The organism is Streptomyces sp. NBC_00846, from assembly GCF_045207325.1.
In the GTDB taxonomy this organism is placed as follows: domain Bacteria; phylum Actinomycetota; class Actinomycetes; order Streptomycetales; family Streptomycetaceae; genus Streptomyces.
On sequence record NZ_CP108846.1, the window covers coordinates 6463594 to 6485753 of the forward strand.

At 66.1% G+C, this 22160-nt stretch carries 12 protein-coding genes and 2 pseudogenes; 11 read left to right on the forward strand and 3 right to left on the reverse strand.

Going from position 1 to position 22160, the window contains the following annotated elements; translation table 11 throughout:
* Positions 1-5 precede the first annotated feature (5 nt).
* Complete coding sequence (locus tag OG936_RS29795; protein WP_406498885.1) at positions 6-605, forward strand: SRPBCC family protein; 600 nt, start codon at positions 6-8, stop codon at positions 603-605.
* 32 nt (positions 606-637) lie between these two features.
* Here OG936_RS29795 and OG936_RS29800 read toward each other — a convergent pair.
* A pseudogene (locus OG936_RS29800) lies at positions 638-831 on the reverse strand (IS30 family transposase); the annotation flags it as partial.
* Positions 832-1318: 487 nt separating this feature from the next.
* Here OG936_RS29800 and OG936_RS29805 point away from each other — a divergent pair.
* The 7 genes and pseudogenes from OG936_RS29805 (at position 1319) to OG936_RS29835 (ending at position 11782) form a co-directional block, all read left to right on the forward strand.
* Positions 1319-1492, forward strand: a complete 174-nt coding sequence (locus OG936_RS29805; RefSeq protein ID WP_406498886.1) for a hypothetical protein — start codon at positions 1319-1321, stop codon at positions 1490-1492.
* Positions 1471-2274 carry a histone protein gene (locus OG936_RS29810; RefSeq protein ID WP_406498888.1) on the forward strand — a complete coding sequence of 268 codons (804 nt, stop codon included), beginning with the start codon at positions 1471-1473 and terminating at the stop codon, positions 2272-2274. The genes OG936_RS29805 and OG936_RS29810 overlap by 22 nt, the downstream gene beginning before the upstream one ends.
* 6 nt (positions 2275-2280) lie before the next feature.
* Entirely contained in the window at positions 2281-3354 is a 1074-nt protein-coding gene (locus tag OG936_RS29815; RefSeq protein WP_406498890.1) for an SRPBCC family protein, read from the forward strand.
* 856 nt (positions 3355-4210) lie between these two features.
* A pseudogene (locus OG936_RS29820) lies at positions 4211-4582 on the forward strand (transposase); the annotation flags it as partial.
* Between the two features lie 285 nt (positions 4583-4867).
* On the forward strand, positions 4868-5485 hold the full coding sequence (locus tag OG936_RS29825; RefSeq protein WP_406498891.1) for an ArsR/SmtB family transcription factor: 618 nt from the start codon (positions 4868-4870) through the stop codon (positions 5483-5485).
* The gene (locus OG936_RS29830) at positions 5485-6801 is read left to right on the forward strand and encodes an MFS transporter (RefSeq protein WP_406498893.1); all 1317 of its coding nucleotides are present in this window, start codon (positions 5485-5487) and stop codon (positions 6799-6801) included. The genes OG936_RS29825 and OG936_RS29830 overlap by 1 nt, the downstream gene beginning before the upstream one ends.
* 445 nt (positions 6802-7246) lie before the next feature.
* Positions 7247-11782 (forward strand): amino acid adenylation domain-containing protein, encoded by a 4536-nt coding sequence (locus tag OG936_RS29835; RefSeq protein ID WP_406498894.1) that lies wholly within the window; start codon positions 7247-7249, stop codon positions 11780-11782.
* A 194-nt stretch (positions 11783-11976) separates the two neighbouring features.
* On the opposite strand, the gene OG936_RS29840 is transcribed toward OG936_RS29835, so the two are convergent.
* Together OG936_RS29840 and OG936_RS29845 are read right to left on the reverse strand one after the other, a co-directional pair.
* Entirely contained in the window at positions 11977-12969 is a 993-nt protein-coding gene (locus OG936_RS29840; protein ID WP_406498895.1) for a hypothetical protein, read from the reverse strand.
* A complete protein-coding gene (locus OG936_RS29845; RefSeq protein ID WP_406498897.1) occupies positions 12963-13901 on the reverse strand; it encodes a hypothetical protein in 939 nt (312 codons plus the stop codon). Before OG936_RS29845 ends, OG936_RS29840 begins: the two co-directional genes overlap by 7 nt.
* Positions 13902-14233: 332 nt before the next feature.
* Between OG936_RS29845 and OG936_RS29850 the strand changes: the two genes are divergently transcribed.
* The 3 genes from OG936_RS29850 to OG936_RS29860 are packed head-to-tail and all read left to right on the forward strand — an operon-like array spanning position 14234 to position 22135.
* A complete protein-coding gene (locus tag OG936_RS29850; RefSeq protein ID WP_406498898.1) occupies positions 14234-14437 on the forward strand; it encodes an MbtH family protein in 204 nt (67 codons plus the stop codon).
* The gene (locus tag OG936_RS29855) at positions 14437-14778 is read left to right on the forward strand and encodes a phosphopantetheine-binding protein (protein ID WP_406498900.1); all 342 of its coding nucleotides are present in this window, start codon (positions 14437-14439) and stop codon (positions 14776-14778) included. The genes OG936_RS29850 and OG936_RS29855 overlap by 1 nt, the downstream gene beginning before the upstream one ends.
* A 7-nt stretch (positions 14779-14785) precedes the next feature.
* The gene (locus tag OG936_RS29860; RefSeq protein WP_406498901.1) at positions 14786-22135 is read left to right on the forward strand and encodes an amino acid adenylation domain-containing protein; all 7350 of its coding nucleotides are present in this window, start codon (positions 14786-14788) and stop codon (positions 22133-22135) included.
* Positions 22136-22160 lie beyond the last annotated feature (25 nt).

Genomic DNA, 22160 nt, shown 5'->3' on the forward strand with positions numbered 1-22160 from the left:
GCCGCTTGTTCCGGTTCCGCGTGCACGCGGTCAATGTGATGTCCAGCGGCGGCCGTGATCTCGGCGTGCTCGGGTGCCGCATGCTCGATGCAGCTGTTGATGCCGGCCCGCAGATCGCTACCAGGGTCGGGTATTCAGCGTCCCGGATGGGAGCACACATGGCTGTACGTCATCAGCTCATCGCCCGGGAACCGTCCGTACTCTGGGCGGTTCTGGAGGACGAGAGCCGTTACATGGACTGGGTGGTGGGGACCTTCGACTCCGGCCCGGGCGAAGGGCGTTGGCCGGAAGTCGGATCGTCGATCAAATACACGGTGCGTGTGGGACCGAAGGAGTTCCATGGACGCACGACGGTCCGTCGCCTCGACGCGCCGCGCGCGCTGGAACTCGAAGCGCACGGAGGGCCGTTGGGTACGGCACGGATCGCCTTCGACATCCGGCCGTGGGGCGACAAGACCCTGGTCATTCTCGACGAGCATCCGCTGCGCGGACTGGGCGGCAGTCTCCACAACACAGTTCTCGACGCCTTTGCGCAGATCCGGCACCGCAGCATGCTGCGGCGACTTGCGGAAGTCGTCGAAGAAATGCCCCAGGACGCGGGGTGAGCGACAGGCCGAGAGAACCAGCCCCAACAGTTCGCGAGACGCTCGGCTGGGGTTTCCCAGTCGAGCATCTTTCGTGGTCGGCTGTTGAGTTCGGCGGCCACCACCTCCAACTGCTCAAAGGCGCGGGACAGAGGTCAATGCCCCTTGGGGAAGTACTGTCGCAGCAGGCCGCTGGTGTCCCTGTTCGAACTTCGCTGCCAGGGCTCGCCGGGTTGCAGAAGTAGAGGTTGGACGGTCGCGGTCAGAGCGTTGCGGGTGGCCAGGACGCTGTGGCCGCGCGGGATGGGCTCGTGCACCGTCGTCCGCTATACCGCCAAAACATCGATCACCAAGGGTCGCCCACCTCGGCTGGTGCGCCCGACAACCTCTCAAGGTGCGAGGCGCCCGATACCGATCAGACTTGGATGCATGGCAGAGGAACGTCGGCCGCGCGGCGGGAAAACTTCGACGGCAGCCGCGTGGAGAAGACGACGACTTCCGAAGCGGAGGAGCGATTCGGAAGCGCGCACCGCGAACACGTCGAGCTGCGTCTTGCGGGCCCGCTGCCCTGTTGCAACTTCGTCGCCGCTGTAGGCACTCACGTGCAGGCTGTCGGAGTCTGACAGGGACTGATCACGGGACTGCTCACGCTCCCCCCAACACACCGTTCCGCGGTCTGATCGGGGTGGCGGAAGCTCAGCGACGCTGCCGAGCGCGAGCTGCACGACCCAGGAGTGCTCCGTGCCCATCTGGCTGTACTGAACCGGGAGTTGGAAGACGGAGATATGAGCCCGGAGGAGTTCGAACCGGGAAGGGGAAAGGCTGCTCGACCGGCTGCATGCTGCACAGGTCGGCCCCGCATCGAACGATCGAAGGTGACGCACCCATGGATGACACAGCCAAGGTGACCCTTGCGGCCGCAGTAGTGGGCGGCTATGTGCTGGGCCGGACGAAGAAGGGCCGGCTGGCGCTGACAATTGCGACGTATCTGGCAGGGAGGCGATTCGGCCTTGAACCCCGCCAGCTTGCCACCGAAGGGATGCGCAGACTCGGAGAGATTCCCCAGTTCGCCGAGCTGCAGGAGCAGCTGAAAGGGGAAGTCTTCGACGCGGGCCGTAAGGCAGTGGCTGCCGCCGCCGACCGGGGCATGAGTTCGCTGGCCGACGCCATCAGCGACCGCACGGCGCGGCTCGGCGAGAAGCGGGATGAGGGGGAGGAAGAGGGGGAAGAGGAGGAGTACGAGCCGGAAGAGGGAGGCGCGGAGAACGAGGAAGAGGAGGAACCCGAAGAGGAAGAGCCGGAGGCCGAGTACGAAGAGGGCCAGGCTGAGGAAGAGGAGGAACAACCGGAAGAGGAATACGAGGAAGAGGAAGAGCCGGAAGAGAGGCAGCCGAAGCGGCGCCGCAGTCGCCAATCAGCCCAGCCCAGAGGGGGCGCGGCACGCAAGAAGGCCGCTCCCGCCCACGGAGAGAAGCCTCGGACGGCCAAGAAGTCTGCCGCCCGGAAGGCGGCCCCGCCAAAGAAGACGGCTGCGAAGAAAACAGCTCCCGCCAAGAAGTCCACCGCCCGGAAGACGGCCCCGCCAAAGAAGACGGCTGCGAAGAAGACTGCTCCGGCCAAGAAGTCCGTCGCCCGGAAGACGACGTCGTCGAAGCAAGCAGCGTCCAAGCGCGCCGATCGTCGGAGGTAGCCAGTCATGACCAGGACGGAAACAGACCAGCCCACGGCACAAAAGTCGGGCGCGGACCGGCTTCGCGAAGAAGCGTCCAACTTCCTCAGTGCACAGGTGGAGAGGCTCGCCGAGAAGGCAGGCGACAAACTGGCCGATGTCACTGGGCAGCTCACTGATGTGGCCGAGAGTGGATCACTTCCCGCGATCGGCTCCCGCATTCTCCAGGGCGACTCCCCACTGAAGGCATTCGTCGGGGAGAAAGCCAAGGGCTTCAAGGACAAAGTCGTGGGGAAGGCCAAGGAAGCGTTCGGCGGCGGAAAGGGGAAACGCAAGTCGAGCGGCGGCAAGGTCATGAACATCATCGAGGTTCTCGATGTGGGAGTGCCCCTGCGTGTCGCGTACGACCACTGGACGCTGTACGACCAGTTCAGCAGCTTCGCGAAGGGCGTTCGCGACGTTTCGAAGAGCGATGAGATGTCCAGCGACTGGAAGGTCAAAGTCGGCCCTTCCTCGCGCAGCTTCAAAGCGACTGTCCAGGAACAGGTTCCCGATGACCGCATCGTTTGGACATCCGAGGGAGCCAAGGGAACTACCCGTGGTGCGGTCAGCTTCCATGAGCTGGCGCCCAGCCTGACTCGAATCGTCCTGGTCGTGGAGTACTACCCGTCCGGGTTCTTCGAGAAGACGGGCAATCTGTGGCGCGCCCAAGGGCGCCGAATGCGACTCGACTTCAAGCACTTTCAGCGATACGTCACCCTCGCCCAGGAAGAGCCCGAGGGCTGGCGCGGTGAAATCCGGGACGGTGAAGTCGTCGTATCCCACGAAGACGCCATGGAAGAAGAAGAGGCCGCCGAGCAGGAGGACGCACAAGGCGACGAGTCCGAAGACGAGGACTACGAGGAAGAGGGCGAGGAGGAAGACGAGGACGAGGACGAGGGCGAGGGCGTGGAGGACGAGCACGAAGAAGAGGGCGAATACGAGGAAGACGAAGAGGAAGGAGACGAGGGAGAGGAAGAGGGAGAGGAAGAGGAAGAGGAAGAGGAAGAGGAAGAGGAAGAGGAAGAGGACGTAACCCCCTCCAGGAGTCAAAGAGGATAGAGGCGACGTCGTGACTGACGTCGATTCATGACCGGGCTTCCTTTCGAGTCTCCGCGACCGCGCCGATGCGGTGCAGTATCCAGCTGCAAGCATATTCGGATCGCACGAGGAGCTCTCGGAGAAATGCAAGTATCTGCGAACGGATACCGCCCGGCAAATTCGTTGCCCTCGCCGAGTAGGCGACTCCTGCCCCAGCACAGTGTGGTGATCAAACTGTTCTCGGGTTCACACGTCACTACGTCGACCCGGACGCCGCTGTGTTCGACGTGGGGTACGGCATCGTGCCGGCTCCGTACTGGGAGTGGATCCATCGGCAGCACTGGACCAGCGGCCAGGTGGGAGTTTCCCCTTGCCTTCGGGCCTGCGGCTGTGGCCGGCGACGTGATTGCACCACCATGGGCAGCACATATCCCCGAAGCGAGGCGTGGCTCCGCTCACGCTGGACTCTGCGCGAGGACAACCGACACATCTGCGGTGAGGCGCTGACAAGTGCGTTGCGCGACGAAGCGTCCCGCAGATGGTTCACTTCCTCGACGGAACCAATCTCCCGCGAGAGTGCCGCCACCCCACCATGCCGGTCGTGCGACTCGTGCGGCTGACCAGATGGGAGATCTTACTGCGCGTCGATGACACACCATGTCAAGAGATAGAAGTGCTGCTGGCACACGTGCAGCCAGCAGGTCTCGGGGACGATTTCGCTGCCTGGGTGCGTCGGAGATGGCAAGGCTGTGACCGCGTGGTGTCGGTCGCGTCGGGGTGCCGCGTGTCGTCCATTGAGTGCACAGTCGTGGCGGTGCCTGGCATCGACGACCGGAACGTGATCGGCTGGACACCCGAGTGAGAGCTCGGTTCGTGATCGGCTGCGATCTCGGGTGCAAACATGCACGACAGCCAGGGTCTTCAGCCGCTCGTGCGGGGCATACCGCCAATCCATTCCCGCAGGGGACCGCGGCGTCGCAAGCCCGGCAAGTTGCACGGCGACAAGGGCTACGACTACCGGCACCTGCGGCAATGGTTCCGCAGCCGGGGCATCACGCATCGCCTGGCCCGACGGGGCGTCGAGTCCTCCACCCACTTGGGCCGCCACCGCTGGGTAGTCGAGCGGTCCGTGGCCTGGCTTGCCGGATGCCGCCGACTCCACCGCCGGTACGAGCGTAAGGCCGCCCACTTCCCAGCCTTCACCGGCATCGCCTGCACCCTCATCTGTTACCGCGGACTCACCAAATGAGACCACTCCTTAGCCGCCGTGGCCAAGGACAGGGGCTTGCCCGTATGCCTTATCGGGGCGGGGGCCAGGACCTGATCGTGTGCTCGCCGTCGCGGCACCGTTCTACCAGGGTGATGACGGTCCCGGGCCGGGCGTACAGCCCGACCCACGGGACTTCTGGTCCGCTGTGGCGGCCTGAACGGCACATCGACAGCTCATGCTCCGGATCTCACCTTGCTCCAATCGCAAAGAGTTGTTCGCGGAGATCTCTTTGCGAAGAACCCTTTGCGGTTTAACGTGTGTCGCATGGCTGATGCAGTGGAGAGGCCGGATGGCCCGAACGTTGAAGAGGACTCGGTGGTTCTGGACGCCAAGGGGCTACGTGCCCTGGCGCATCCAGTGCGCGTGCAGCTGGTCGGGCTGCTACGGAAGCATGGCCCGTCGACCGCCACCCGCCTCGCGGAGCGGCTGGACGTGAATTCCGGTACGGCCAGCTACCACCTCCGGCAGCTCGCTGCGGCTGGCTTCGTGGTCGAGGACACGGAGAGGGGGAACGCGCGGGAACGGTGGTGGCGTTCGGTGCACCAGCTGACGCGCTTCAACCATGAGGATCTCGCAGAGCGGGAGCCGGAGGCGGCAATGGCGTATTTGCAGTCGGTACACAGCACTTACACCATGCGGACCCAGCAAGGACTCAACGGTCTACAGGCGCTGCCGCGGCCGTGGCGGGAGGCGTTCGATATGAGCGACGCCGCGCTTCGGATCACTCCCGCAGAGGCCCGCCGGCTGCGCGACGAGATCTGGTCCGTGATCGACCGGTACCGGCGAGCTTCGGGCGACGAGGAGCCCGAGGACACCGAGCGGGTGTGGGTGAACTTCCATGTGCTGCCGGAGGTCAACTTCCCTGCGCAGGAGGAGAACTGATGACGTACGCAAAGATAGATACAGTCGGCCGGGCGCGGTTACGGCCGCTCGCAGGAGTTCTGGCGGCATTGTTGGTCGCGCACAGCGGAACCAGGATCTCGGCCATCGCCATTCCGTGGTTCGTGCTCGTTACGACCGGCAGCGCCACGCAGACCGGTCTGGTCGCCTTCTGCGAGATGGGGCCCTATGTGGCGGTCAAAGCCTTCGCCGGGCCGCTGGTCGACCGGATCGGGCCCCGCCGGATCTCCTGGATCGCGGATGTCGTCAGTGCGGCTGCCGCCTTGCTGATTCCCCTGCTGCACGCCGAAGACATGCTGTCTTTCAAGGTCTTGCTGGGCCTGGTCGCGGTCATCGGCACGGTCCGCAGCCCTGGGGATCTCGCGAAGGACGTCATGATCCCGGAGGCGGCCGAACTCAGCCGGGTGCCGCTGGAACGGGCAACCGGGCTGCAGGGCGTGTTCGAGCGCCTGGCCGGGACCGTGGGGCCTGCCGCCGGGGGCACTCTGGTGGGGCTGGTGGGCCCGATGGTCGGGCTGGGAGTCAACGCCGTCTGCTTCGCCCTGGGTTCGCTGATCATTGCCGCAGCCTTGCCTCGCGGGATGGGGCGACCGCAGAAGCACCCTGCCGAGAAGGGAGAAGGCACACACGATGTGCAGGACGGATATTGGCACAGTTTCCGGCAGGGCTTCGCGTTCCTGCGCAGGCAGCCAGTACTGCTGACGCTCTACGCGATGCTCGGCATCACGAATCTGCTGGACGCCGCGTATGTGGCCGTACTCATTCCTGTCTGGGCCAAGGGATCCGGTTACGGTCCTGCCACGATCGGACTGGTGCTGGCCTCGTTCAGTATTACTGCGACGGTCGGCAGCCTCATCGCTGCGACGGTGGCCCACCGGCTGCGGCGCCGGCCGGTATTCTTCCTCGGCTGGCTCGTCGCAGGGGCGCCGCGGTTCCTCATCCTCACGACGGACGCACCGCTATGGTGCATGGCGGTGGTGATAGGCATTGGCGGTCTTGGGGGCGGCTTCATCAACCCGATCATTGGTGCCGTCACATACGAACGGATTCCCCCGGAAATGATGGGTAGGGTACAAGGTATCGGCGACGCCATCACTTGGGCCGGGATTCCGCTGGGCGGTCTACTCGCGGGCGCCGCTGTGGCGGGTATGGGTCTCGCACCCGCGCTGCTAACCGCCGGCGCCGTGTACTTCTTGACGACCAACCTTACAGGTCTGCGCCCGGAATGGCGTGAGATGGACCGTCACCGCGGCAAGGGACGAGCAGGGCGGAGCCAGCCTGCCTCATCAGCCTCCTAAGGACCGAGCTCGCACCGCCCGGCGGTGCGAGCTCGGTCCTTATCCCCCGCCTGGTGGAACCGACTTGGAACTTCCTCCGCGCGGAGGAGACAGAGGCACCGTGAGCAGCGGATACATCTCGCCCTCGACGAGGCCACAGTGATTCTTCGGGGACACTCCCGAGTGCTATGCCGACTCGTCGCCGCCTATATTCCTCGCGTCAGAGGCGACTTCCCTCCCCCCAACGGGGCACCGGAGGAGTTGTCGGATCCGGTCAGAACGATTGATCACACATCAATAGTTGGGCGCCTCCCGCCCTTGGTGCCGATGAAAATGTTGGCGCCAGGACGCAAACAAGGCCGGCGTGTGCGCTGCTGAAGAGATCGTTGCCTATCGAATTCCACGATCTGGGCTGCGCGAGCGACGGTTGAGTCAGATATCGGCCGATCAGAACCTTGGAGAAACGATGACGGAGTCCAGCGAATCGACATCTCTGGATCTATCGGCTGGGTCCGGCACAGCAGTCGCCACCCCGGCGGCAGCGGCTGGTGTTCACGTGGCCACGGCATCACACGGTATCCCCGCAGAGTGGGCTCCACGTCGGGCCATCCGGGCGAAGACGATCCATGGCGGGTTCGAAGCCCAGGCCTCCCGCACTCCGCGCAGCATCGCTTTACACGCCCGCAACGTGGCACTGACCTACGAGGATCTCAACACCCGGGCCAACGTCCTGGCGCGCCAGCTGCGCGCCCACGGCGTCAGGGCCGAGTCCCTGGTCGTTGTATGTCTGCCGCGGTCCGTGGAGATGCTCGTCAGCTTCCTCGCCGTGATGAAGGCCGGTGGCGCGTACGTGCCGCTGTCGCCCGGTGACCCGGTTCAGCGGCGGCGGCACATCGTGGAGGACGCGCAGCCCACCGTCGTCATCACCGACGCCGATCACCGCGGCGACGAGGCGTTCGCCAGCTCGACGGCCTTGTGCGTCGACGAGCTGCTGGAGTCGGTCGCGACCGCCGGCCCGGCTGAGCGGAGCGATCTGGACGAGGAAGTGCGGCCGGAGCAATTGGCCTACGTCATTTACACCTCCGGGTCGAGTGGCCGGCCCAAGGGCGTGCTGTGCCCACACCACGGTGTGGCGAACTACCTCGACTGGGCCGTCGAGACCTACACCACGCTCGGCACCGACGGTGCACCGCTCTTCTCCTCGGTCGGCTTCGACATGGTCGTGCCCAACATCTACGCGCCCCTTTGGTGCGGCCAGGCCGTGCGGCTCGTCCCCGACGACCAGGACCTGCCGGCGCAAATCTCCGAGGTGTTGTCCTCGGGCCCGTACGGCTTCATCAAGCTGACGCCCGGACAGCTCGACCTGATCACCTCGATGACCGATACCGACGGGGCGCGGAGCCTCGCGGGGCTGCTCGCTGTCGGGGCCGACTTCTTCCCGATGCAGTCGCTGCAGCGATGGCGCGCACTCGACTCTGCGACACCCGTGCTCAACGAGTACGGGCCGACCGAGGCCTCCGTTGCCAACGCCTTCTTCATGACTCCGGACGGCTTCTCGGGGGAGACCATCCCGATCGGCAGGCCTATCGAGAACACCTCCATGTACATCCTGGACGACGACTTTCAGCCGGTCCCTGCCGGTGTGGAGGGTGAGATCTTCATCGGCGGGGTGTGCTGTGCCCGCGGCTATCTGGGCCGACCGGACCTGAGCGGCGAGAAGTTCGTTCCTGACCCCTATGCCCCGGAGCCCGGGGCCAGGATGTACCGCACCGGCGACCGGGCGACCTGGGACGGGCAGGGCAACGCGGTATTCCTAGGCAGGTCGGACCGCCAGCTGAAGATTCGCGGCTACCGTGTGGAACCGGGCGAGGTCGAGTCGGCGCTCCGGCGGCACCCGGACATCCGTGACGCAGCCGTCGTAGGTCACCGCAGCGCCCCCGACGCACCGCTGGTGCTGAAGGCCTACCTCGTCGTTGACGAGGCTGTACCGGTGGGGTTGGTCGAGTGGATGTCGGAGCATGTCCCGGACTACGCCATCCCGCGGCAGTACGCCACGGTGGACTCGATCCCGCTCGACGCGAACGGGAAGGTCGACCGCTCCGCACTGGCGCGGCAGAATCCCGAGCCTGAACAGGCCGCCGATGACCCGGGTGCGGGAAGCGTGGAGGATGTGCTGCGCGAGGCGTGGAAGTCCGTCCTGGGGGTCACCGCGGTGGACCCCGATGCGAACTTCTTCGAGCTCGGCGGCGATTCGATCTCGACTGTTCGCCTCGCATCGAAGCTGCGCGAGCAGGGCTACGAGCTGAGCCTCACCGATGTGTTCCGCTGTCCGACGCTGCACGCCCTGGCGTCCTTGGTGGTGCGGTCGGACGTGGTGGCTGAGACCACGGTCGAGGTCAGCGGGCCGCTGTCCCTGACACCGATCCAGCAGTGGTTCATCGACCGCGAGCTGGTGGACCGGAACCACAACAACCAGTCCATCCTCCTGGAGTGGAAGGACGAGCCCGAGGTCTTCGCGCTGGAAACCGCTCTCGAGGCGCTGGTCAACGCCCACGACGCGCTCCGGCTGCGCTTCGCGCAGTGCGACGGCGGGTGGCAGCAGGAGGTTGGCGAGGCGCCACCCGGGTTCGAGCTGCTGTCCGAGGTCTATCTCGAGCAGGGCGCCGATCGCGAACATGAGCTCCAGGAAGCGGCCACCAGGCTGCAGCGCTCGCTCGACATCGGGAGCGGACAGGTGCTGCGCGCTGCGCTGATCTCCGGCGCCGAACGCCCGAGCCTTCTTCTGCTCGCCGTCCACCACCTCGCGGTCGACACCTTCTCCTGGCCGACCATCGTGCGCGATCTGGACGTCGCCTACACGAACCTCGTTGCTGGACGTGAACCCGGCCTGTCCGAGGACTCCTTCGCCTTCTCGAAGTGGGCGAGCGCGCTCGCTGCCGTACGTCCGCGGGAGGCTCCCGCGTCCGAAGGCACGGAGAGCACGGCACCTGAGCCGGTTTCTCTTCCCCGGGACACCGCGGACGGCGCCAACACCGTGGGTGGTGCCGCGTGCGTCGAAGTGCGGCTGTCGGCATCCACCACCAGACATCTACTGCGGGTGACGCCGAGCGACTACAGCAGCCCGGTCGAGACTGTGCTCCTGACCGCCCTCACCGACGCGCTGAGCGCGGCCCACGGACTGCCGTCGGTGACGTTCGATGTGGAACGGCATGGTCGGGACAGTCGCCTTCCCGGCCCTGATCGCTCTGCTGCGGTGGGCTGGTTCGCGGGGGTACACCGGGTGACGCTTGACTCGTTCACCTTGGAGGCGGAGAGCGACCCGGGGCTGCGCGACGCGGTGCACCGCATGAAACAGGCGATGGTCGCCGGGCCTCCGGACCGGTTGGAGTGCGATATCGAGGCCGCCCCGGCCAACCCGGGTACGATCATGTTCAACTACTCGGGCCATCTGGAGACCCAGTTCCAGGCGGAGAACTTCAGCGCGGCCATGGGTGCCGCTGGCGAGGAGCGCTCGGCCCGCCAGGAGCGCAGCCATGACATCGAGCTCGAAGTCGACGTCGCCAACGATCAGCTCACCTTCCGCTGGCTCTACGCCCCCACGCTGCACAGGCGGCAGACCATCGAGTCGGTCGCGCGGCGCTGCATGAGCACCATTGAGCTCCTGGTCCGACGTGGGCCAGGGGTACGCGCGGCGCGGGTGCCGTCGGACTTCCCCCTGGCGTCGGTCACGCGGGAGCAGCTGGACCGGGTCCTCAAGGAGACCGGTCGAGCGGACGACCTGTATGACCTCACGCCCCTGCAGAGCGGGATGCTGCTGCATAGCCTCATGGGCGGCGGCTACGGCGGATGCCACCTCATCGAGTGCGCTGCCGGCCTCGACGAGTCCGAGGTGGTCGACGTGTGGCGCGAGATGGTCCGACGGCATCCGGTGCTGCGCAGCAGCGTGCTCTGGCAGGGTCTGGACCGGCCGGTCCAGGTGGTGCATCCAGCGGAGTCGGTGGACATCGAGATCGCCGACTGGTCGGAGGCCCTCATAGATACGGCGGGCGACCAGAGCCGGGACTGGCGCCCCCGGGTGACGGTGGCGCGTACGGGTGATGACCGGCTGAAGGTGGTGCTCAACTGCCATCACCTGTGGATCGACGGCTGGAGTGTCGGTGTGCTGACCGACGAGGCGAGCCGACTGCACGCGGCGCTGACGGATGGCACAGGGAAGTTGCCGATGCCGGTACCGTACCGCCGCTACGTGGAGTGGCTGCGCGACCCGGAGCGGCAGCACGCGGCGCGGACGTACTGGACGGGTCGGCTTGCCGGTAGTCGTGCGTGCTACCTCGACCCGCCCAGCCGAGCTGGCGGAGGCGGGGAGCGCCTGCTCACCATCGACCTGTCGGCGGCTACCAGGACGCACTTTCAGAGTCTGGTGAGCCAGCATGGTGTGACGCCTGCCGTCGCCACTCTTGCGGCGTGGGCGGTCGCGGTGTCGACTGCCGTCGACCGGGACGACGTCATGGTGGGTTGCGTGGTCGATGGGCGGACCTGGGACCTTGCGAAGATCGACCGCATCGTGGGGCTGGTGATGAACACGGTGCCGATCATCTGGGATCCGGCCGGTTCGGCGACGGTGGCCACAGCGCTGGCCGACCTCAGGGACCAACTGAGCGACACCGTGCGCTACGGCTACCACTCCCTGGCCGACCTCCAGCGGAGGGTGCCGGGTGCCCAGGGCGAGCCCTTCGACAACATCTTTGTCGTCGAGGACGTTTCGGACGCAAGTTCCGACCAGACGTTCCAACGAGCGCTGGGGTACGAAGAGGTGCACTACCCGCTCTCGCTCACTCTTCTGGTGGAGAACGGTCAGCCGGTCGCACTCCGGTTCGCCTTCCACGACGGGGGGCTTGACCCCGAGCGGGTCCGGACGCTGGCCGACCGCGTGGTGACGGCACTCGGGCTCATGGCGTCGTACGCTTCTGGTCCGGCATCTGCGCTCCGGACGATGCTGTAAGGAAGTCCGGCGCTCAACGGGCGATCGGTTGTCCCGCCATCTGGCGGGACAACCGATCGCCACAGTCGCTGCTCCACTTGTGCTGGCCACAGCCGCCGCTCCACGACTTTGTAGTCGCCGAGCTGCCGTATCCACCAGAACGTGCCGATGTCGGCCGGGCATTCGCCCCGGCCGACATCGGCACGTTCTGCTTATTACGGAAGCAGATCGGCGAAGTAGGTGTCTTCGCCTGTGCACCCCCGGCGGAGTTTCGGGGAATCATGCCCGATGCCGAGCTCCAGACGGCGTGCCCCGCGATCGATGGCCGCCCGCAACGGTCCCAGCAAGCAGCCGAAGTGGTAGACCGCTCCGCGGTCGAGCTCGGGTATGTCGAGGATCCCGAGGGTGTGTGCGTCCATGGTGTCGTCAAACATCCGGCACAACATGTGCGCGATCACGTTGCCCTGCCACCGGGTCCGGACAAAGAAGTGCTTTCCCGGGCGCCGGTGGTAGTTGTTGATCCTCCACTTGACGATGTCGGGGGACTCGTTCATGCCGTTGCGTTGGGAAACGCTGGCGATACCCGCGGCGGCTTCCGCAACGACTTCATTCGAGAAGGGCACGACGTCGTGCTCCAGCCCGAGTTCCTCGGCTTCGCGGGTATCTCGATTCCAGTGCCGCCGACGCTTTGCGGGAAGGCGCTCGAGGAAGTCCTCGATGCCGGCAACCTCGCCGATCTCCAACGTGCACCAGACACCGTGTTCACGGACGATGGCCGACGGCACCGCGTCAAGGTACCCCGGCAGGTCGGTGGCGGTCAGGAAGGGGGACAAGACCGCATCGGCCGTTTGCGCTGCCCGGTCGACGGCCTCCGCGACCAGCGCGGCCAGCAGTTCGCGACGCTCCTCGTGCACAATGCCCGCAAAGGAGCTGCCGGACCGCAGGCGGGCCAGCCCACCACCGATGAAAGCTGCCGACCCCTCGTTCGAGGCCAGCCCGAGATACTGGCGATAGTCGTCGTTGAGGGACTCGACCTGCTTGACCATCACGACAGGCAGCCGCCCGCGCCCGCGGCCGGATCGCGACTGGACCTCGAAGTAGTCGAGCCGGACGTCCAGTGCGCAGAGGGCCCTGTCATCCATCATGGCGAGTGCGTTGCGAGCCATGACAGGCTGGGTGACAGCGTCGGGGAACGCATCGCTCACCATGCCATGCGCCCGCTCCACAGCAACTCGCGGACCTCGTCGGGCCATTCAGAGAGTCGCGGGCCGTGAGCGGCGACGAGTGCGAGTGCGAGACGTTCCAGGCCGAAGCCAACACAGGCACTGTGGGCCGGCTCCCCTTCCGTCGACTGGATATCGAAGATCCGGCCGAAATGGTCGCGGTGGTAGTTAATCGATGCAACCGCGACGGGGTGGTCGCCGATCGGGACGACGACCTCCGCCTTCATTCCCTCTTCCCGCTGATTATCGGCCATGACCTGCCCACTCGTCCCGAAGAACGGGTCCGACGCGGCCTCGACCTCAACCTTGAGGCGGAGCCGGCGAACGAAGGCGGACGCACGCTCGTGCCACCCGTTGAACCAGGTGGAGGCTTCGGCCGGACTTCCGATCTTTACGAATTCCCGCAGCCGGAACGACACCAGACGCCCCGGTTCGGTCGACGGTTCGTGGCGGAAGCAGAATCCGCTCGCGTCCACCGTCCGATCCCCGTCCAACACGGTCCCGCCGAACAGGGGATACACGGAGTAGCACACAGCCGGAGCCAGCACAAAGTTGGTCAATCGCGTATGCCCTCCCCAATCCTCCCCCTTGGTGACGGCCTGTTCCAGGCTCTCGTGCGCACACTCATCGCCTTGGAACGCGTGGATCGCACCGAAGAGTTGAGGAAATGATGTTACGTACTCGCTCTTCTCGAACACGGCGCGCGGAAGAATAGGAGGGAAATGGAGCTCGACGGGTTCCTTATCCGCGACCTCCGCGGAAAGCGCGTTCGACAGGCCAGAATAAACTGCTTCGAGTTCAGCACCCCATCCGTACAGCCCGGTGGCCGTGTTGACTAGGAGACCGTGGTTTCGCAGAACATTCGGAAGGCTGGCCGGAATTCTCCCCCCGAGCCCCTTCGCTATCTCGTCTGTCATCTTTGCTCCATCCTGAGAGGAGAGTTCGATCACCAGTTGACGTCAGTTCGCAGTCACACCTCGACCGGCGCCTGGACTATAGGCTCCGCCAGCTCTCCGACGCACTCAGGAGCGCCCTCCCAGGAGCGCCCAGCCGGCCACCCGGAGGAGTCTTATCCACAGGTCAGAGTGGATGCTCCTCCTCCGCGAAGATGAAGTTCCAAGTCAGTTCAACCCGGTGGTGGATGGTGACCCGACCCACTCGGAAGATAAGTTCTTATACGAATTGTTCGACTACCCGAAAACAATGCGGGGCTCTTTCTCGTGTCTCGCTCAGAGTTCATGGAGTGGCCATGCCCGTTGAGCACGAGTTCACTGTGGTGGTGAACCATGAAGAGCAGTACTCGATTTGGTGGTCCCGTCGACCTCTGCCCCCCGGATGGGAGGACGCCGGCTTCAGCGGAAGCCGGGAAGCTTGCCTTTCCCGCATCTCCGAGGTGTGGACCGACATGCGTCCGCTCAGCCTGCGCAAGCGTATGGACGGAGCGCCTGCGTGATGAACGAGAAGAGCATTTCGATCACGGAGGAGCAGGCACAACGGAGCGTGCCCGCCACCAACATCGAAAAGGTTATCGACGGCATCTTCCGGGATGTGCTCGCCGTGGATGATCCGCTAGATGTCACGCACAGCTTCTTCCGTATTGGCGGCACTTCCATCATGGGTGCCAAGGTCATCGCGCGCATTTCTGCCCGTTATCAGGTCCAACTGTCCCTGAGAACCATCTTCGAGTTTCCGACTGTCAGAGATCTGGCGCAGGTTGTCGAATCCGAGATTCGTAGCAACGTGTCCGGCCTCTCGGACGCCGAGGTCGTCGCACTGACGACGCGTAAGAAGTGAGGAAAGCATGGCCGAAGACATCCAGGCCCTCCGGGACCACATCCTGAGGAGCCGCCTCGAGGGAACCGGAACTTCGGCGGTCCACACGACCCCCACGGCCGACCGGGGCGCGTCCGTTCCGCTGTCGCCCAGTCAGCGGCGACTCTGGTTTCTCGATTCGATCAACCCGGACAGCGGCGAGTACCACGTCCCCATGGTGCTGCGCCTACGCGGGGCGGTCGACGTCCCGGCCCTGCAGCAAGCCTGGGCGCGAGTCCTGGAGCGCCACGAGGTACTGCGGACCCGCTACCGCATGGAGAGGGACGAGCCGGTACAGGAGGTGACCGACAGCCCGGAGAACGCAATGGTACACAGCGATCTCCGTGAGGCCGCTGCCGAGGACCGGGAGAGTCGCGCGCGGGAGCTGGTGCAGCGCCTGGCCCACTCCCCGATGTCCCTGGCCGAGGGCCGAGTGGCCCGTGCAGGCCTGGTCACGGTGGCCGAGGACGATCACTACCTCGTGGTGTCGATCCATCACATCGCCTTCGATGCCTGGTCCGAACCGATCCTCTGGCGCGATCTGGCCCTGGCCTACCAGGCCGAAAGGGGTGACGGCAGTGTGGAGTTCCCGCCGCTGCCGATGCAGTACGCCGACTACTCCGAGTGGCAGCGTACGCGGCTTCTCGACGGCACGCTGGCGGAGTCCCATGCGTTCTGGAAGCGGCAGCTCTCCGGCATCACGCCCCTGGAGCTGCCTACGGATCGCCCGCGCCAGGCGGTGCGGTCCTCGGCGGGTGCGTCACTCCCGATCACCGTCCCCCCGGCTGTCGCGAAGGCTGTCCGGGCAGCTGCGGCAGAGCACGATACCACTCCGTTCGTCGTGCTTCTGACTGCCTTCCAGATGCTCCTGAACCGCTATACCGGCCAGCAAGACATCGCTGTGGGTGTACCCGTGGCAGGCCGGGACGAGAGGGCGACGCAGGAGCTGATCGGGTGCTTCGTCAACACGATCGTCATCCGCACTGACTGGTCCGACGACCCCACCTTCTCCGATCTCGTACGACGCAACAAGTCGCGGTTCCTCGACGCGGTGGAGCACTCACAAGTCCCGTTCGACGTGCTCGTCAACGAGCTGGCGCCGGACCGGGACCTTTCCACGCCGCCCCTGGCCCAGGTGATGTTCAGCTACGGGGACGGAGATCCGGACGGGATCGCACTTCCGGGGGTCGAGGCCGCGCGCATTCCGACCCTCAGCGAGAACTCCAAGCTGGACCTGACCCTGCAGATCGACTCCGAGGCCGACGGCACCATGTCCGGTGCCCTCGAATACTCGACAACGCTGTTCGAGCCGGACACCGTACGACGGTTCGCCGACAACTTGTTCCAGCTCCTGGAGAGTGCGACGAGCAGCCCCGACAGGCCGCTGTCCGATCTTCAGTACATCACCGAGCAGGAGCTGGGCAAGTTGCTCGCCGCAGCGGACGGCGGTACCGCGGACCGGCCTGGGGGAGCCCTGCACGAGCTGATTGCCGAGCAAGCCCGGATCTCGCCGGACGCGCCGGCCGTCCTGGCTGGCGACACGAGCCTGACCTTCGGCGAGTTGGACGCTGAGGCGAACCGTCTCGCCCAGCACCTGCGGAGCCGCGGTGTCGAGCCTGGATCGGTCGTCGGCGTGCACCTGCCCAGGGACGCGCGTCTCGTCGTCGCGCTCCTTGCGGTCCTCAAGGCCGGCGCTGCCTACGCCCCGCTGGACCCTGGCGACTCCGCCACACGGCGCGGCTACATCCTGAGTGATGCCGGTGCCCAGGTCGTGGTAACCGATGGACCCGGTGCTGACGCCCTGGCCCACGGTCTGGACGGACACACCGTCGTTCTGGTCGACCGCGACGCCGAGGTCATTGGCGCGCAGACGACCGAAGATCCGGGCCTTCCCATCGCCCGCGATGCTCTCGCCTACCTCATCTACACCTCGGGGACGACGGGACTGCCCAAGGGAGTTATGGTCGCTCACGGCGGCCTGATGAACTACCTGTGGTGGACGGTCGACACCTATCTGCAGGCACCGGGCGGAACCGCGCTCTTCTCCTCCGCGGCCTTCGACTTGGGTGTCCCGAACCTCTACACCTCGCTCCTGAGCGGGCGCCCGGTCCACCTGGTGCCGGACGGCGAACCCGCGGAGCTGGGCACACGGCTCCTCGCGTGTGGGCCGCTGAGCTTTGTGAAGATGGCACCAGGGCACCTCGAACTGCTGGCCGAGCAGCTCGATCCGGACCAGCGACGATCACTCGCCGGCCTCGTCATCGCAGCGGGTGACCGCTTCACCAGCACGCTGGCCAACAGCTGGCTCGCCGACGCCGGCCCGGGAAGTGTTGCCGCCGAATACGGCCCCACCGAGATCACGGTCGGCAATTCCGGCTGCCGTGTCGACCGGCCGGTCGACACGGAACTCGTATCGATCGGTACGGCCATACCCAACACCACGATGTACGTCCTCGACGAGCGCATGCGCCCGGTGCCCTTCGGCGTCGTCGGCGAGGTCTATATCGGCGGGACCGGGGTCACCCGCGGCTATCTGAACAAGCCTCACCTGACGGCGGAGAAGTACCTCCCCGACCCGTTCTCCGCCGAGCAGGGCGCACGGCTGTACCGCACCGGCGACCTTGTGGCCCTCCGGTCCAACGGCGACGTGGACTTCGTGGGCCGAGTCGACAAGCAGGTCAAGATACGCGGTTACCGGGTGGAGCCGGCCGAGGTCGAGAGCACCATGGCCGCTCATCCCGCCGTACGGACCGCCCTCGTCGTCGCTCGGCAGACCGATGGCGGCCGGCCCGAGCTGGTCGGCTACGTGGTGCCCACGGCCGGGACGGCTGCCCCCGACCAGGCCACCCTCCGCGCGTTCGTCAGCGAGCGTCTGCCCGAGTACATGGTGCCGTCGGCAATCGTCGTCCTGGACTCGCTCCCGCTGACCGACGTCGGAAAGATCGACACCGATGCGCTGCCGGCTCCCGACCGGGCGTCCCGTGGTGTCAGCGCCGACCTGGTGTCTCCCCGATCCGACGCCGAGGCAGAGATCGCGGCGGTGTGGCGCACAGTTCTGGGCGCCTCCGACTTCGGAGTCCACGACAACTTCTTCGTAATCGGCGGAGACTCGGTACGTGCGGTAGCCGTGGTGGGTGCCCTGCGGAGGAAGGGCTACCCCGTCACCGTGCGGGACGTCTTCGAGCACCGCACCATCGAGGCCTTCGCCCGGATACTGGGACCCCGCTCCGCGCACAGTGTCGATGCACCCGTGGTACAGCCCTTCGCGATGCTCGACCCGGCCGACCGGGCACGGATACCCGATGGAGTAACCGACGCGTATCCGCTTTCCCGCATCCAGCTCGGAATGATCCTCGAGATGGAGTCCTCGGGCAACGAAGGCAACTACCACAACGTCACCTGCTATCTGGTCCGCGACGGCCGGCCCTACCGCCATGACCTCCTGCAGGCGGCTATCGACGCAACTGTCGCCCGGCACGAGGTCCTGCGCACGACGATGGACCTCACGACGTACAGCGAACCGCTCCAGCTCGTACACAGCGAAGCACACCTGCCCGTCGGGTTTGCGGATGTCCGCCAGATGACACCGGAGGCACAGCGGAACGAGGTGCACGACTACATGGCCGCAGAGCGCGGCCGCCGATTCGACATGAGCACGGCACCACTGTTCCGGTACTTCACCCACATGTGCGAGGACCAGTGGTGGGTCACCTTCACCGAGTTCCATCCCATCCTCGAAGGCTGGAGCTTCCACGTACTTCTCTCCGAGGTGTTCGACCGGTACCACGCCCTGCACGACGGTACGGAGTACGTGCCCAAACCCCTGCCCCAGATCCGGTACGCCGACTTCATCGCGCTTGAGCGGAAGGACTTGCAGGACCCGGCACACGCCGGCTACTGGCACGACGTCGTTGCGAACCACGCCAAGTTGGAGCTGCCTTCCGCGTGGGGCGGCGGCTCAGGGCCCGTGAAGCAGCTGGTCACGCCGTACGACGATCTGCTGGACGAACTGGCCAAGCTGGCCCGGGCAGCGGACGCGTCGCTGAAGAACGTCATGCTGGCGGCCCATCTGTCGGTAATGAGCATGATCACCACGGATCAGGCGTTCTCCACCGGCCTGGTGTGTGACACCCGGCCGGAGGCAGAAGGCGCGGACCGCGTTCCGGGCCTGTACGTCAACACGGTCCCCTTCCCCTTCCGCCGCGGCGCCCGTACCTGGCGGCAGCTGGTCCAGCAGGTGCGCGACACGGAGATCGAGATGTGGCCGCACCGCCGGTATCCGCTCGGCGAGATCCAGGAAGGCAGCCGCCATGCCCGCATGATCGACGTCGCCTTCGTCTACCTGGACTTCCATGTCCTCGACTGGGATCTCATCGACGACGATGCCGTCGTCGACGACAGTCCGAACGAGTTCCGGCTGATGGCCGTCGCGCAGACTGGCCGACTGACGGTCTACAGCCGACCAGGGGATGCGGGCCCGCACGCCCAGGCCCTGTTGGGCACCCTCTACCGCGCGGTCCTGGAGGCGATGGCAGCGGATGTGGACGGTGATACCCAGCAGGTGTTGACACCGCGGACGTACCGCTCCATCGCCTACGGGCCGGAGTCGACGGTGGCGCTCGGCGAGCGAGCGCCTGCGCCCATCACCATCCCCGACGAGGAGATGTCCGTCCACGGACTCGTGGAACGTCAAGTCGATCGTGCACCGGACGCGGTCGCAGTGGTTTGCGGCAAGGACGAACTGACCTACAAGGAGCTGAATGCCCGCGCCAACCGGCTCGCACGTCGTCTGGCGGCTGCCGGAATCGGGACCGAAGCGGTCGTCGCCGTGCACCTGGAGCGCTCCGTCGACCTTGTCGTCGCCTACCTGGCCGTGCTCAAGTCCGGTGGCGTCGTCCTCCCGGTCGATCCTGAGTATCCACGCGACTGGCGACGCACGTTGCTGGCTCAGGCGGAGCCTGATGCGCTGGTCACTGAGGAGGCATGGCTGTCCGATTTCGGTGACATCCGGATACCGGCCATCTGCCTGGACGCCGACCCCGGCCTACTGATTCAAGGGGCCGATGCCAATGTGCCAGGCACCTGGAGCGGAGGCGACCAGCTCGCCTACGTGATCTACACCTCTGGATCGACAGGACGGCCCAAGGGTGTGGAGAACACACACCGCGGGCTGCTCAATACGCTGAAGTGGGGACAGCAGCGCATCCCCTTGGGGCCCGACGACGCGGTACTGCAGATGGTCCCGATCAGCTTCGACGTATCGCTCTGGGAAATCTTCAGGCCGCTGACTGTGGGCAGCCGACTGGTACTCGCTCAACCCGGCGGTCACCGGGACATGCACTATCTCGCCGACCTGGTGGCGGACCAGCAGATCACGGTTATCCATCCAGTTCCCTCGATACTCGCGATCTTCCTGGACACGCCCGAGGTCGCGCGCCGGTGCAGCAGCCTGCGCCACATCGTGCCCGCCGGTGAGGCACTGCCGATCGAGCTGCAGCAGCGGGCGATGCGGGAGCTGCCGTGGATCCGGCTCCACAACCACTACGGTCCGGCCGAGACCGCGATCATCGCCACCGCTTGGGAGTGCCGGGCGGACGACGGATGTACCACGGTGCCCATCGGCCGGCCCATCGGGCGCAGTTGGGCTCTCATCTGCGACAGCGATCTCAATCCGGTGCCGACCGGAGCGGTGGGTGAGCTTTGTCTAGCCGGTGACCTGATGGGCCGCGGGTATCACGCCGCCCCGGCGCTGACCGCGGACCGGTTTGTTCCCGCGCCGATGGGCCTCCCGGGCGAGCGCATGTACCGGACGGGTGACCTGGCAAGGATGGCTCCGGACGGCGTCATCGAGTTCCTGGGTCGCATCGACCGGCAGGTGAAGCTGCACGGCGTACGCATCGAACCGGGCCAGATCGAGTCGGTCCTGGTCAAGCATGCCGCGATCCGTGATGCCGTCGTGGTCGTGGACGGTACCGGCGGGGGGAAGCGGCTGCTGGCGTACGTGGTGCCGGACGCCGTGGCCGCAACACCGGTACGTCGTCAGCTGCTGGATGCGTCGGCCGGTGCCGCTCCCGAGCCACAAGGCATGACGGCAGACGGCACCTGGTCGAATGCTGAGGCGCTCGTCGCGGACGTCCGCCGTTGGTGCCAGGAGCAGCTGCCCCCGGCGTTGGTGCCGAGTGCTGTGATCCTCATGGCCGCATTCCCCCTCTCGCACAACGGGAAGCTCGACCAGGCGGCGCTGCCTGCACCCTCCGCAGTGCCAGCCGGCCTGCAGTCGGCCCCCCGCAGTCGGACGGAGCTGGATCTACTGCACATCTGGGAGCGGATCCTGCAGACCCGAGGCATCGGTATCGAGGACGACTTCTTCGAAGTCGGTGGGAACTCCCTGCTCGGTGTGCGCCTCATCTCGACGATCAGAAAGGAACTGGGGATCGATCTGCCCATGGCCAGTCTGCTGAACGCCTCCACCGTGGCGGCCCAGGCCGCTTCCCTGGTCGCCCGCCGCCCCCGGCAGCTCCGGACACTCGTCCCGCTGCGGCTCGGCACCGGACGCCCCACGTTCTGTGTCGCGCCCGTCGGAGGCACCGCGTTCTGTTACCTCGACCTGGCACGGTCACTGCCCGGCGACGGCCCGGTTCACGGGCTTCAGTCGGTCGGCATCGAGCCAGGCGAGCACCCGCTCACCAGCGTCGCCGACATCGCCGCGGCTCATCTGGCCCTCGTTCGAGAGGCACAGCCCGAGGGGCCGTTGCGGCTGATCGGCTGGTCGTTCGGTGGCTTGGTGGCGTACGAAATGGCCCGACAGTGCGCCGAGAACGGCGAGGAGGTCGAGTTGCTCGCCATGATCGACCCGGCTTTGCCGCCCTCGCTCCTGCCGCACCCACCGGGCGCCGTCGACGCCAGCGAGGAGGAACCGGAGGTCATCGCGGCCTATCTGACATTCCTCGACCGGCTGCATGAGGTCGATATGGCCCTCGACGCGGAGAAACTGACGGCGATGCCATCGGTGGAACGGCGCCAGGAACTGGTGACGCGTATGCGCGACGCACAGCTCATCCCGACGGACGCCACAACGGGTGAAGAACTGCGACTCTTCGAGGTCTTCTCCGCCAACTGGCGCGCGCTCAGGGATTACCGGCCGCAGCCCTATCCGGGCCGCACCCTGATCTTCAGCGCCGGCGAGGCAGCCGAAGACGAACGGGCCGCAGCGGCCCGTCGGCAGTGGCTGAGTCTGTGCACGGGCGATACGACGGCGCTCTCCCTTGCCGGCGATCACTACGCGGCCGTGAAGGCTCCTAACACCGCCACTGTGGCCCGTTCTGTGGCGGTCTCCTGATATCACCCCCAGATCACACATTGGA